Source organism: Pontibacter coccineus (genome assembly GCF_030546575.1).
Lineage (GTDB): Bacteria > Bacteroidota > Bacteroidia > Cytophagales > Hymenobacteraceae > Pontibacter > Pontibacter coccineus.
On the sequence record NZ_JAUOTN010000008.1, the window covers coordinates 95,575 to 108,700 of the forward strand.

Below are 13,126 nucleotides of genomic sequence, written 5' to 3' on the forward strand. Positions count from 1 at the left end.
TTTAAATTTGGTGGATGAACGCCTTCCTATTACTGAAAAGTGAGGGTGAAGGTGGTTCCTTTGTTTGGTTCGCTTTTCACGTGCACCTGCCCGCCGGAGTTGTCCATGATGCGCTTCACGATATAAAGGCCCATACCGGTGCCGTCTACGTGGGAGTGGAAGCGCTTGAAGAGCGTAAACATCTTTCCCTGGCTTTCTTTGCTGATACCGAGTCCGTTATCTTCGATGCTCAGCACGAGTTTTTTCCCTTTGTAGCTGCTTTTGAGCTTTACATGCGGCCTGCGATCCGGGGAACTGTATTTCAGCGCGTTGCTCATCAGGTTGTACAGAATGCTGTGCAGGTTCTTTTTAGAGAAACTGATATTGGGCGCTTCTGAGAAGTCGGTTTCGATCACTGCCTGTTTGCGCTCCGCCTCTTCCCGCAAGCCTTCGTAAATCGTGTTGTAGACGGCTTCGATCTGGAGTGGTTCCGATTCGCCGTCCACGTCACGCTGCACTTTGGCGATATCCGTCAGGTCGCGGATCACATTTTTGAAACGTCTGATCGAGTCTTTGATCATGACGAAGAGCGGATCTGTCGGCTCGCCAGGTAAAGGTTCCGCTTCCCGTATCTGTTCTTCCAGCACCAGCATCAGGCCTTCTATGTTGGCGATAGGCGACTTCAGATCGTGCGAGGCCGTGTACACGAAGGTATCCAGATCGTCGATCACGCGCATCAGGTGCTCGTTGGTTTGCTGCAGTTCGTCCTGTGCCAGTTTCAGGTCCGAAAGGTCTATAAATGAACCGATCATCCGGTAGGGCATCTGGTACTCATTGTACAGGATATAGGCCCTGTTCGAAACATAGGTATAGCTGCCCTCTTTGTGCTGGATGCGGTATTCGGCGTTCCACTGCTTTCTGCCGTTGTTAATGGCATCATTCACGCTGCGCTCCACCTCCTTCCGGTCATCGGGGTGCAGTTTGGAGAACCAGCCTTCCAGCCCGCCCGACATCTCTTGTTCGTCAAAGCCCAGCATTTTATAAAGTCCATCACTCCACCAGATCTCGTTGGCAGCCAGGTTCCAGTCCCAAACCACGTCGTTGGTCGCCATAGCCACCAGCCTGAACCGCTCTTCGCTCTCTGCCAGTTCACGGGTACGATCCTCCACCAGGCGCTCCAGCTGGTTGTTGAGTACGGTCAGGTTTTCTTCTGCTTTTTTGAGTTCTTCGTAGGCTGCCAGCGTCTGGTCCTCGCTGCGCTTTTTGTCATTGATGTTCGCCATTGTAACGGCTATGCCAGTTCCCATTTTCACGGCGGCAATCTCGTACCAGGCTTTCTGCTCATTTAAAATGAGCAGCTGCTCAATGTGCAGCGGTTTGCCGGTTTCCACCACCTGGCAAAATTTGCGGAACAGGCCGGTGTCGCGCAAATGCGGTATGGTTGCTGTCACACTTCCCTGCATCAGGTTCGCGCTCGACTCACCAAGCATTTCCTCCGCTTTCTTGTTGAGCAGGGTCCAGTTGAAATCCTTGATCTGCTCCTTGTTGTCGCGCACGGCCTGCATAGCCATGATGCTGTTAAGCGAGCTGTCGAGCACACCTTGTACCACACTGCTCAGCGTTTTAAGGGTGGTGACATCCACAAAGCTGATCACGACCCCGTCTTTGTTGCCGTCCCGCTTCAGGTAAGGGATAATGCGCATCAGGTAATAGCGTCCGTTTTCGGTCTCTACTTCCTGCTCTATCTCCTGCGATGTATTGTTTACCTGGCGTATATCATCGAACAGGCGCGAATATTTCAGGCTGTGCGACAGGTGGTATACCGGCCGGCCGATGTCTCCTCCGATAATGTTGACGATCTGCTCTACGGAAGGGGTGTACTTGCGCACTTCCAGGCTGTGGTCCACAAAGAGCTGGCCCACGTTGGAGCTGCGGAAATAGTTGTCCAGGTCTTCGTTGAGTTCCTGCAGTTCCTTTATTTTAAGCTGGTGCTCGGAGTTAACCGTGTGCAGCTCTTCGTTGAGTGACTGCATTTCCTCGTTCGAGCTTTGCAACTCCTCATTGCTCGACATCAGCTCTTCGTTGCTTGACTGCAGTTCTTCGTTGGCCGTACTGAGGTCTTGCACGGTCATCTGCAGGCTTTCGCGTGTTTCGCGCAGTTCCGTTTCCAGCGTCGTCAGTTGCTGGTAGTAGTCGGCGTCTGAGAGGTGTGGCGTCTCGCTCAACCTGGGCTGCGGACTCACTTCGCCCATCTCCTGCAGCAAGACCAGGATAAGCGGCGGCTGGCCTTTTTCGAGCGTGACAGGGCGCACAGAGGTATGGATCAGGCGCTCTTTCTTGCCGAATTTTACGGCTACCTGCCGGCCTACCACACTGCGTTTGGTCTTGATGGCTTTGCGGATGCTCACGCTCAGCACCACGGCCAGTTCTTCCGGCACCATCTTGATGAGGTTGAAGTGCAGGCGCTTGTCCGGGAATTTCAGGAAACGATTGATGTCGCCTATGCCGTGCAGCAGCTGGTAATTGGTGTCTACGTACAGAGCGGTGACTTTAAAGTCCTCTGCCAGGGCATCCATAAATGCCTCGTTATAGCGGTTTAGCTGCGTGGTCTTGAACTGGCTGGCCTGGCTTTGCTGCATGCTGTTGGTGTGGTAATCGGTAACGCCATAGCTGCGCTGCAGGCTGCTGCGGTCTTTCACTTTTCGGAAAATATTCCATTTGCGGTTTTCCTCCTCAAAGTATTCCTGCATATCCCCGATGTGCTCACTGGGGCCCAGCATGAGATAACCGCCCATGTTGAGGGCATAGGGAAACAGGGAGAGTACTTTGTACTGCAAGCTTGGGTTGAGGTAGATGAGCATGTTGCGGCAGGTGATCAGGTCGATCTTGCTGAAAGGCGGGTCCTTCTGCAGGTCGTGCTGTGCAAAGATCACCATCTTGCGTATCTCATCACTTACAACGTATTTGTTACCCGTCTTCTGAAAGAAACGCTGCAGGCGTGCTTCTGATACCTGCTTCCGGATGGTGTTGGCAGGGTAGGCTCCTTTTGAGGCTTTCTGCAGAGCTTGTTGGTCTACGTCGGTCGCAAAGAGCTTGACATCCAGCGGGCGGCCTAGTTTATGGGACGCCTCCTGAAAAAGGATGGCCAGTGTATAGGCTTCTTCGCCCGTGCTGCAGGCCGCTATCCATACCTTGATGGGTTCACCTTCTTCTTTTGATTTCAGAATATCCGGAATTACCTTTTTCTCCAGCTGATGAAAGGCCTCCGGGTCTCGGAAGAAGCTGGTCACGTTGATGAAGAATTCCTGGCAAAGGATCTTGATCTCGGCCGGATTAGCGTGCAGGTAGTCCAGGTATTCCTGAAGACTGTTCAGCTTGAGGGTTTGCATCCGCTTCTGGATGCGCCGATTCAACGTGGGCTTTTTGTAATGCGTGAAGTCAACCTGGGTGTGGCTGCACACCAGGTCCAGAATCTCTTTCAACACCGCTTCTTCATCGAGCTGCTCCTGCTGCTTGCCGTTCTGGATGATGCTCTTGACCAGCGGTGTACGGCGGGTGTACTCTATGATCTCATGCGGAATCTGATCCGGCGGAAGCACAAAGTCTACCTCTCCTGTATCAATGGCGCTGCGGGGCATGCCGTCGAATTTTGCGCTTTCCGGATCCTGCACCACCACCAGTCCACCGGCCTGCTTGATAGCGCGGACACCCTTACTGCCATCGGTTCCGGTGCCTGACAGCACAATGCCTATGGCGTTGGGGCCGCGGTCCACGGCCAGTGACTCAAAAAAGGTATCCACTGCAAAGTTGGGTTCCCGGTTGCGGGGCTTCTCGGTCAGGCGCAAGCGTCCGTTCTGCAGACTCAGCTGCTTGCCGCTAGGCAGCACGTATACGCAGTTTGGCCGGGTAAACGTATTGTCTTCCGCTTCCCGCACCTGCATGCTGGTATGCTTGGACAGCAACTCGGCCATCAGGCTTTTATGGTCAGGCGAAAGGTGCTGTATGATCACAAAAGAGAAGCTGGAGTTCCCGGGGAAATGGTCAAAGAGCTTATGAATCGCCTCCAGGCCTCCTGCAGAGGCGCCTATGCCTATCAGGTAATGATCGGCAGGCCTGGGGATGATTTTTTGCTCCTGCTTATTGTCTGCTTGCTGCAACATGCTGTGTTAGCCGTAATAAAGGTAATTCGTTCTCTTAATACTTCTCGCGGATGATCTTGCTGAGCACAGCACTGCGCAGCGCTTCGGCGGCTTCCAGCTCTTCCTGTCCCCAGGGGAGGGAGGTTAGCTGCACCGTTTGCTGGTAAAGTGCAAACGAGTTGCGCGGATGATAGCTCTTGCCGTCCGGTTCTATCCGGATGGCCTGATCAGGGTTGCCGCTCCAGTTGACGTTTTGCAGCACTTCTCCCCGAAAACACAGAATGTACTCTCCCTGGTCAGGGTTAATAGGCAGCGCAAGCAAGCCGCTTGCCTGGTCCTTGTATTCTTTGCTGTTCGGATAGGCCTGTGGGAGCGAGTTGGTTACGTACGTTTTATCGGAGCTGTTGCGCCGCAGCCAGGATGCAAGTTCTTTTAGTTTTGGAACGGGCGGGGTGTTGCCCACTGTCTGCACATTGCCTTCATACAGCACGGCTGCACCGCCCAGCGACAATAGTTCTAACAGGTTTGGCTGGCCAAACAGGAGTGCCTCGGCAAAAAAATCCTGGTTGAAAAGCTGCTCCAGCATCGTGGCGTGCTGTCCGCGCATATGCGCCTGCATCGTGGCGTGCTGTTCCTTTTCGTAGGCACCCAGCCGTACCGCTGCGATCGTGGAAAGCAGTTCCATGGCAGTGCGCTCCTGGTAGCTGGGGTATTTCGGGGCTTTGTGGTGGCAGGAGATCAGTCCCCATAATTTGCCTCCCATAATAAGCGGTACCGACATGGAAGCCGAAATGCCCATGTTGCCCATGTACTCCAGGTGCACGCCGGCCACGCTGCGCAGGTTGCAGCTGGTCAGGTCTGTAAAGCGCCGTGTTATGGGGTTCAGGATAGGGCGGAGGCGTACCGGTTCGTAGTCGCGGGCAGGAATGAGGCGGTATGGATTTTTGAAGTAGAGGTCGCGGGCCTGCCTGGGCACATCAGAGGCCGGAAACCGAAGCCCCAGCAAATCACTCATGTCCTCCGTTTTGGCCTGGCCGATTACGGTGCCGTTCCACTGGGGGTCGAAGCGGTAGACGAGCACCCGGTCGAAGCCTGTAAAAAGCTTGAACTCATCGGCCACTATCTGCGCGATCGCCTCGGTGCTGTCGGCTTGCTTGATGCGGGATGTGATGTATTTGATCTGCTGGAAAAAAGCCAGGAAGGATACATCATCCTCACGCCGGGCCGGCTCCATTTCAATCAGTATCTGCTCTGCCTCCGGATGAACGGTGGCCGTAAAGGCGCTACTGCTCTCTCCCGTACTGAAGGTGAGCGAAAAGGGGATGTCCACCTGGTCCAGTTCTGACTCCTGTTCACGGGTGATTTTGAGTTGAAGATCTGCCAGCTCTTTTCCGGGTACGAAAGCGGAAAGCGGTTGGTCCAGCATCGAATCGGGCGCAAGGCCAAGAAGGTCGACACTGTTTTCACTTACCTGCCTGATGTGTAGTGATTTGTCCAGAACCAGCAGCAGGCCGTGCGGTTGTATCAGGTTAATCTGGTGCAGCGGAATGCTTCCGCAGAAGTCAGAATCATAGTTTTTTTCGCCACCGTTTTGCAGCGCAGATATTTTATTTTCCATAGTATTCCAAGTCCTCCGCCAGGGGTGGTAGAGGAACATGAATCTAAGCAATCTTGGAGTCTATATTCTTCTGGCAAAGGTTTTCAGGGTGTAATTTAAGTGTTTTTACCCTAAAATCATGATGGAAATACTGAATTTAAACGCGAAGGGTTACATCATAATGCTGTCTATGTTTGATTTTGACTTAATGAAAAAGCAAAAAGGGACATGCGTTGTTACGCATGCTGGTTGTTAAACTACCGCTTGTTTTCAAGGCGCAGCTGCAGTGTTTTGTCAGGACTTTCAACACTGAAGGTCTGTGAAGCGAAGCCGGGACTGCTGACAAGTAAGGTATGGCTGCCGGCAGCAAGCGAGAGCCTGAAATAGCCCTTGTCGTCGCTCATGGTTTCCCAGGGACTGCCCTGTACCCGAATGGTAGCCTGTGCTATACCTCGTCCGTTTGCATCGAGCACCTGCCCTTGCAGACTAAACTCGGACGGGGCTTTCTGACTGGCGTTTTCAAGGTCGCTGTTACTGACAGGCGGTGCCGGAATGTCGAGCACGATTGCCGCATCGATCGTGCGGGCCAGCAGCTCCTCCGGACTAGGGGGCAGTATCCCGGCCGCATGTATGGCTGCTTTTTCCTGAGCGGCCGTGCGTGTGTAAGCGTAAAACAGGATAAGGCCCAGCGAACTAAACATCATCAGCACGCCCACAGCCACCCGCCAGTCTGCTAGGCTAAGGATTGTGCTTGGACGATGCTTGCGACGCAGGCGGGTGCGCACCCGCTGCCAGATGCGGTAGCGGGCCTGGCTTGTCCGGCTCCGGTCAGAGAGCGACATGCCCGTCAGTATATCCTCACACATCTCGCAGTCGAGCAGGTGCTTCTCGAGTTCGTAATTGGTAGCCGGCGGCAGCAAGCCTTCCTCGTATTGCCGCAGCAGCTCTGTGGAGGGGTGTTCCTCCAGTCCCCATTCGCTTGTTTGTATTTTATCGTTGCGCATGGTTTTTTTCAATGTAAATTTTAAGGTTCCGACGCCCGTTCTGTATGTAACTCTTTACCTGTTTGAGGTCGCAGCCGGTTATCTCCTCTATCTCGCGGTAGCTTTTCTGCTGCAGGTAAAACAGCTCGATGCAGGTGCGCTGCTCGGCGGGGAGGTGTACGAGTCCGTGTTCGAGCGCTTGCCAGTCAAGGTCCGCCTGAGGTGTTTCGCCTTGGGGCAGGGTGTGTTGCTCGCGTGTCAGGGCCTGGTTCACTTTTTCTTTCAGGCGGTTGGTGCGCAGCAGTTGCAGGCAGTGGTTTTTGGTGAGTGAGTGCAGCCACGATTTAAAGTTGCTCACCTCATGCCGCTTTAGGGCTACGATCAACTGCTCAAATACCTGCATGGTGGCGTCTTTGCTGTCCTCTTCCTCCCCGAGGTAGCGCAGGCAGATCAGGTATACCATCTCCGTGTGCTGCTCGAAGAGTTTCCCGATCACGTCCAGGTCACCGGTCCGGCGGTATTGCCGCACCAGCTCCAGGTCATCAGTGGAACGGGATTTCGAGAAGAACTTTAAAAACATAGCAGGTGAGGGCTTAACGTATATTCAATAAAGTTAATATTGTTGAATGCACCATAATTTATTTGAAGGATGTTTGCTTTTCCGCAGTCTCTTTGCTTAAATAAAAATTATTAATGAAAACATGTTACTATTTTTATTTTCTATTCGTACGCTCTAAGTATTCACAGCGCTATCTCTACCCGCTACCCAGGTAGCTCACCGGCTATCCTTCCATCACCCGCTTGCTTATACCAAGGCACTACTTGCATCTGCCAGACTTAGTCTTGCTTTTGCTTTGTAGGGAATTACTGCTTTTCACCATTATTCAGACCTATTCTCTCCAAACTATGCTCACACCATCTCAACACCAGTTCAAAACATTGGTATCCTTCCTGTTATTTGTCTCGGCCTTTCTGTTCCTGGGCTGTGACAGTGAAAGTCTGGATACACCTGAGCCGCTAGCTGCCCGGCTTGAAGCCAATGTAGGGCCTGATCGACCTAATTCGGCCCTGCATAACAAAGTGCTGGCCGATATTCGCAGTGCCACCGCCCGATACCACCGTGTCGAAGAGGCCATGGAAGACGGCTACGTACCTTTTAGTCCTTGTGTCAGCCATCCGGTGCTGGGCGGTATGGGCTATCATTATGTAAATCCGCTCCTGCTGGATGGTGTGCTCGACCCCAGCCAACCCGAGGCCTTGCTGTACGAACCGCAGAAAAATGGCCGCCTGAAGCTCGTTGGGGTGGAGTTCATCATCCGGGCTGACGAGTGGGGGCAGAGCACGACACCGATGCTGGGCGATCAGATTTTCGACGTGTACATCAACTCACCGACAAACCCGCTTCCTTTTGACAATTACCAGCTGCATGCCTGGGTATGGAAGCATAACCCTTCCGGAATGCATTTCCCCTTCAACCCAACCGTCAGCTGCGATTATGCCACGGAACCAGCGGAATAAGGGGAGCTTCTGTTGAAGGTATACCTGTAATGCATATCTTGTGAAAGCCCTGCCGCCCCTTGGAGCAGCAGGGCTTTCGCTTACCGGGAGGCCAGCAAAGCCTTGTCTTCTTCGCGCAGCTCCACCAGGGCGTATTTGCGAGTGTCCGTGATCTTCAGCTCGTCAAGCGCGTCCACCAGGTTCTTGAAACGGGAACTTTTCGTCGCTTTTACCAGCACCACCATATTCGGATTGCTCTTCACCTGCTCACCCAGTAACACCTGCCGGAGTCCGGTAGTGGAAAGGTCTGTTTGCCTCACCTCGGGTGCATCGCCCGGATAGCCGAAGAAGTAGTATACCTTGTCTGCTTCGTCAAGCACAATGTTCAGCGCATTCTTGCCAGCTATAGGCGTGTCAGGGCCTTGTGCAGTGGGCATGTTGATCTCCATGGTCTGGAGTTTGGCAAACGTGGTGGTGAGCATGAAGAAGGTCATTAGCAGCGAGGCCAGGTCCACCATGGGCGTCATGTCAAGGTGAAAGCCTTTGTTGCGTGCGCGTTTTCTACTGCCTTTTGCCGGGTTCTGTTTTTCCTGTACCTGTGCCATGGTGCGGCTCCTTTCCGATTAGGGTTGACGTTGCAGACAGTCCCTCTGCTGCATTTGTATAATAGATGCAGCAAAGCCCCGGATTCCACACGGCCTATCCATTTTTTCATTATCCTTACGGTGGCTGTTTGTCGTAAGCAGCGTTTAGACAACTTTAACCCATACATGGCAATGATCGACCGACAGGTATACCGCATGACAAAGGCTGGCTCTATCCGTAACCTGGAGCTGCGAAAGGAATCACTTGAGTCGCCCGGGCCGGATGAGGTTTGCGTGCAGGTGCGGGCGATCGGGCTCAACTTTGCAGACATCTTTGCCATGCAGGGCCTCTACAGTGCCACCCCCAGCGGCTCGTTTATACCTGGGCTGGAGTTTGCGGGCGAGATCGTGGCGGTGGGAGAGGAGGCTGGCGACTGGCAGGTCGGGGACCGGGTGATGGGCGCCACCAGGTTCGGTGGTTACGTTTCGCACATCAACAGTCACCACCGCTATGTGCTGCCGCTGCCCGAGAACTGGAGCTTTGAGGAAGGCGCCGGTTTTCTGGTGCAGGGGCTCACCGCCTATTACGCGCTCACCGAGCTGGGTAACCTGAAGCCGGGCATGCAGGTGCTCATCCACAGTGCGGCAGGCGGAGTAGGCATCCTGGCCAACCGCATCTGTCAGAAACTAGGGGCCTATACCATCGGCACCGTGGGCCGGCCGGATAAGGTGGATTTTCTGCGAAAGCACGAGCACTACGGCGATTTGATCTTGCGGGACAGTGACTTCTATGACAAGCTCATGCACAGCTTGCACGGTCGCCCCCTCCACCTGATCATGGAGTGCATCGGCGGACGTATACTTGAGCAGGGCTGGAAGGCGCTGGCGCCGATGGGGCGCATGGTGGTCTACGGCAATGCCTCGTTCAGCAGCCACGGCAGTAAGCCGAATTACCCGCGCCTCTTCTGGAAATACCTGCGCCGCCCCAAAATAGATCCGCTCAGGCTCCCCACCGAAAACAAATCGCTGATGGGCTTTAACCTGATCTACCTCTACGAGCAGACCGACATGATGCATGAATTACTGCAGGGATTGCAGGCCTTGCAACTGGCACCGCAGCATGTGGGGCACACGTTTGCGTTCGACGACATGCACGCGGCCATCCGCCTGTTTCAGCAGGGCAAAACCGTGGGGAAAGTGGTCGTGACTGTATGAGCTCCAAAAATACCCACTTCTGGGTATTGAATAACTGATTATGAATGCATTATATTTGATTTACTCCTTCCTGCTGGGTGGATTCGTTAACCTTTAATGGGTCACTTCTATGAACATTCCTGAGGCCATCAAAACGACACTTCGCTTTCGGCAGGTGCCCATGACCCCCCATCAGATCGCCTACTTTATTTGCTTCAACCGCTTGCTCAAAGCTACCGCTGGTTTCGAGGCCATGGTGCAGTCCGTGGAAGAGGCAGTTTACCAGAATCCGGGATACTTCAACATGACCGACGACCTGGTACACATGAGCAACTGGCGGAAAGACGAGCAACAGATAGTCGAGCACGTTTTCAGCACCGTACAGCGGGCTATTGGTCTGTTCCGTGAGCTTGGCCAGCGTAAAGATTGCTGTAATAACGTGGTATTGGCGCTATTGCTTTACAAGCGACTTTCCGATATCGAGCGAAGCCAGCAGCTGGGGGCGCCCATCGTGCCCTACCTCTGGAAATTCGACCGCGTGACCAACGACACGATGCTGTCCGAGCTTGCTGCCCGGGTATACGAGGTGATGGATTACATTGAGCGCACCGACGATCGCCTGGCCAATACCTTCCTGTTCGGCAAGGAAGAACTCAACCACATGAACGAGCCATGCAAGCTCGGCAAGCTGCAGGAGGTCATGCGCCTGCTGGCCACGCTGCAGCTCGACGAAGAGCACGTCCCCACACCACTATTCCAGGCTATCTTCAGCCAGCTTTTCTGGAACAATGTGAAGTTTACCTCTAAAGGTATAGCAGGAGAGGTGGAATTAACTTAAGATCCTACTTTTCCCATCACCGTGATCGTTTCCAGCGTTGGAGTTGCGCTGCCTCCAACCGGCTCAACAGTAACGGCAAAAGCCTGTGCCGCAGCGATATTTTTCATTTGCTGCAGATTGGTCTTTTCCTCCGTCAGTTCAATCATACCTGCGTCAATGGGCTGTCCGTCCAACAGCGCCCATAACTGGTATTGTTTACCACTAGGTGGAGCCGGAAGTGATACAGGGTCAATATATACGGCTGCCTGGCCCGGATTCCAGTACACCAGCATAGCGGCCTCTGGATTTGCCTCAACTCCTTTCAGTTTCACTTGTTCAAAATTGGGGTTTCGAACGATGGCCAAGGTTTCTTCCTGCTGCTGCAGGCGTAATGAAGTATGTTGCATATGCTGGGCAAGCAATCGCTCGGAAGCCATTACACCGGCCAGTCTTTCCTCGGTCTGCTGCCATTTGCCATAGAAGTAGAAGCTTAAAATGCCGGAAAGAAGCAGCAAGGTAACACTGGCGGCAAGCATCCACTTATAATTCCTTTGTTTGTGCGTGCTGGGTTCCCGGAGACTTTCGATCGGCAGCGTGCGAACATTTGTTTCTTCATTCGCCAGCTGATTCATAATTCTGGTTTTAAGCCCGCTTTTTGGAGTCTGGGCATAGAGTCCGGCATAGGCTTCCATAGCAGCGCAGGCCTCATCCAGCGCAGACCGGATCTCCGGTGACTGCGCGGCCTGGCGCTCCACTTCCTCCCGCTCCGCTTCGGTTAAACCGCCCGCTGCGTAGAGTTCAAGGATACCCGATGCTATGTATTCTTCGTTAAGCACTTCCTTTGAATAATCTTGATAAAAGTTTCACAGCACTGCGGGCCCGGGTCTTTACAGTACCGAGCGGAATGTCATAGGAGTCCGCAATTTCACTCTGTGTCAGGCCTTCAAAATACATCAGGTCGATGATCTGCTTTTGTTCAGGGTTCAGTTTGTCTACAATTTCCCGCATCCCAATATGCTCTGGTTTGAAGGTATCTGTGTAGTGGAACACGCGGGACTCGGCTTCTATTTTCTGTGACAGATTACTTACGCGATACTGCTTCGAGCGGATTGTGTCAATTGCTAGATTTCTGCAAATATTCAACATCCAGGTGAAAAGTCTGCCTTTGGAAGTGTCATATTTATCAAAGGATACCCAAATTTTTATAAATGCCTCTTGTAGCACGTCTTCGGCTACATTTTCATTTTTTACAATTTGGAGTACGATGCCGTAGAGGGTGGGGCTATACCTGTCATAGAGCTGGGACATGGCTGAACTATCACGGTCTCGGAGCCGTGCTACCAGATCTTCTTCTGTGAGGGTTTCTTTGGTGCGTTGTTCAGCCAATTATTAAAACATTATACCTCTCTACAGTGAAGGGTATATATTTGTTTATAAATTTTTAAATGCTTTATACAAAATGCTTCATAGTAAAAGAGCTGCCGTGGACAGCCCTCTCACTATGAAGCACATATGGGAAATTTTCCGTATGATTTACTCAAACAGTGAAACTATCTGAGCGACCTGCTCTTTGGTCAGCGGTTCGTCAAAAGCAGCGGTAGCGATCTCGGCAGAGTAACCGCTTCCTACGGTTTTCACATCATTGATGCCGCCTTGAGCCACATTGTCCTCACCGGCGTAAACAGCCGCTGCACCTGCAGGAACATTGCTGTTACCGGCAGCGCCCACTATCCAACCGGCATTATTACGCATGCGTCTGATGTGGGCCGCATGACGTGCTTCTACCGAATGAATCTGCAGGGCGGCGGTAAGCACGGCGTCGTTACTCATCAGGTTTGCGGCCTGTCCTTTGTAAGCCCGCACGCCGGTGTCCTCAAAGGCTTGCGCCAGTGTCAGGAAAGTCTGGTAGTTGGTGTTCCAGTCTGCAAAGTTTTTACCAAAATTAAAAGTAGGCTCACTGATCGGCGTCCCGTTCAGGCTGCGGATGGTAGCAATCAGGATGTCGACGTGCTGCGCCTCATGCATCTGGATTTTCTGAATAGCAGCTCTGGCGGCTCCGTCTGTGATCAGGCCATTGGCAGCCAGACCACCGGTGTAAAAATTGCGCTCCAGGTACTCTAGTTTCAATGCGAAGTTGAGCACTTCCAGCACAGTGCCGGAGCTCTGTCCATACGCTTTGTTAAAAACAGACCCGAGGGCGAGAGGTATAGCGGCCAGGGCAGCTGTCTTACCCATGTTCCCGAGGCTTTTGAAAATGCTGCGTCTGGAGTCCAGCTTCTGGTACACTTCAGGGTCAACTTTTTCGATATCTTCTATTATTCTGAATATGTTCATGG

The 13,126-nt window shown here is 52.9% G+C and carries 11 protein-coding genes; 3 read left to right on the forward strand and 8 right to left on the reverse strand.

Annotated elements, in window-relative coordinates:
• Window positions 1-29: 29 nt before the first annotated feature.
• The 4 genes from Q4E40_RS17105 to Q4E40_RS17120 all read right to left on the reverse strand — a co-directional run bounded on the left by Q4E40_RS17105 (window position 30) and on the right by Q4E40_RS17120 (window position 7,278).
• Window positions 30-4,139 carry a chemotaxis protein CheB gene (locus Q4E40_RS17105; RefSeq protein ID WP_303413867.1) on the reverse strand — a complete coding sequence of 1,370 codons (4,110 nt, stop codon included), beginning with the start codon at window positions 4,137-4,139 and terminating at the stop codon, window positions 30-32.
• Between the two features lie 34 nt (window positions 4,140-4,173).
• Complete coding sequence (locus Q4E40_RS17110; protein ID WP_303413869.1) at window positions 4,174-5,736, reverse strand: GAF domain-containing protein; 1,563 nt, start codon at window positions 5,734-5,736, stop codon at window positions 4,174-4,176.
• A 236-nt stretch (window positions 5,737-5,972) separates the two neighbouring features.
• Complete coding sequence (locus tag Q4E40_RS17115; RefSeq protein ID WP_303413871.1) at window positions 5,973-6,719, reverse strand: carboxypeptidase-like regulatory domain-containing protein; 747 nt, start codon at window positions 6,717-6,719, stop codon at window positions 5,973-5,975.
• The gene (locus Q4E40_RS17120) at window positions 6,706-7,278 is read right to left on the reverse strand and encodes an RNA polymerase sigma factor (RefSeq protein ID WP_303413873.1); all 573 of its coding nucleotides are present in this window, start codon (window positions 7,276-7,278) and stop codon (window positions 6,706-6,708) included. Before Q4E40_RS17120 ends, Q4E40_RS17115 begins: the two co-directional genes overlap by 14 nt.
• A gap of 326 nt (window positions 7,279-7,604) precedes the next feature.
• On the opposite strand from Q4E40_RS17120, the gene Q4E40_RS17125 reads away from it, so the two are divergent.
• Window positions 7,605-8,216, forward strand: coding sequence for a hypothetical protein (locus tag Q4E40_RS17125; protein WP_303413875.1), 612 nt, complete (start codon window positions 7,605-7,607; stop codon window positions 8,214-8,216).
• Window positions 8,217-8,296: 80 nt separating this feature from the next.
• On the opposite strand, the gene Q4E40_RS17130 is transcribed toward Q4E40_RS17125, so the two are convergent.
• On the reverse strand, window positions 8,297-8,800 hold the full coding sequence (locus Q4E40_RS17130; protein ID WP_303413876.1) for an ExbD/TolR family protein: 504 nt from the start codon (window positions 8,798-8,800) through the stop codon (window positions 8,297-8,299).
• Window positions 8,801-8,965: 165 nt separating this feature from the next.
• Here Q4E40_RS17130 and Q4E40_RS17135 point away from each other — a divergent pair, with 165 nt between their 5' ends.
• Both Q4E40_RS17135 and Q4E40_RS17140 read left to right on the forward strand, forming a co-directional pair.
• Window positions 8,966-9,994: an alcohol dehydrogenase catalytic domain-containing protein gene (locus Q4E40_RS17135; protein WP_368411176.1), complete on the forward strand. Its 1,029-nt coding sequence runs from the start codon at window positions 8,966-8,968 to the stop codon at window positions 9,992-9,994.
• A gap of 109 nt (window positions 9,995-10,103) precedes the next feature.
• Window positions 10,104-10,811, forward strand: a complete 708-nt coding sequence (locus Q4E40_RS17140; protein WP_303413877.1) for a hypothetical protein — start codon at window positions 10,104-10,106, stop codon at window positions 10,809-10,811.
• Here the strand turns inward: Q4E40_RS17140 and Q4E40_RS17145 are convergent.
• The 3 genes from Q4E40_RS17145 to Q4E40_RS17155 form a co-directional block, all read right to left on the reverse strand.
• A complete protein-coding gene (locus tag Q4E40_RS17145) occupies window positions 10,808-11,626 on the reverse strand; it encodes an anti-sigma factor (protein WP_303413878.1) in 819 nt (272 codons plus the stop codon). The genes Q4E40_RS17140 and Q4E40_RS17145 overlap by 4 nt on opposite strands.
• Entirely contained in the window at window positions 11,619-12,176 is a 558-nt protein-coding gene (locus Q4E40_RS17150) for an RNA polymerase sigma factor (protein WP_303413879.1), read from the reverse strand. The genes Q4E40_RS17145 and Q4E40_RS17150 overlap by 8 nt, the downstream gene beginning before the upstream one ends.
• A 147-nt stretch (window positions 12,177-12,323) precedes the next feature.
• A complete protein-coding gene (locus Q4E40_RS17155; protein WP_303413880.1) occupies window positions 12,324-13,124 on the reverse strand; it encodes a ferritin-like domain-containing protein in 801 nt (266 codons plus the stop codon).
• Window positions 13,125-13,126 lie beyond the last annotated feature (2 nt).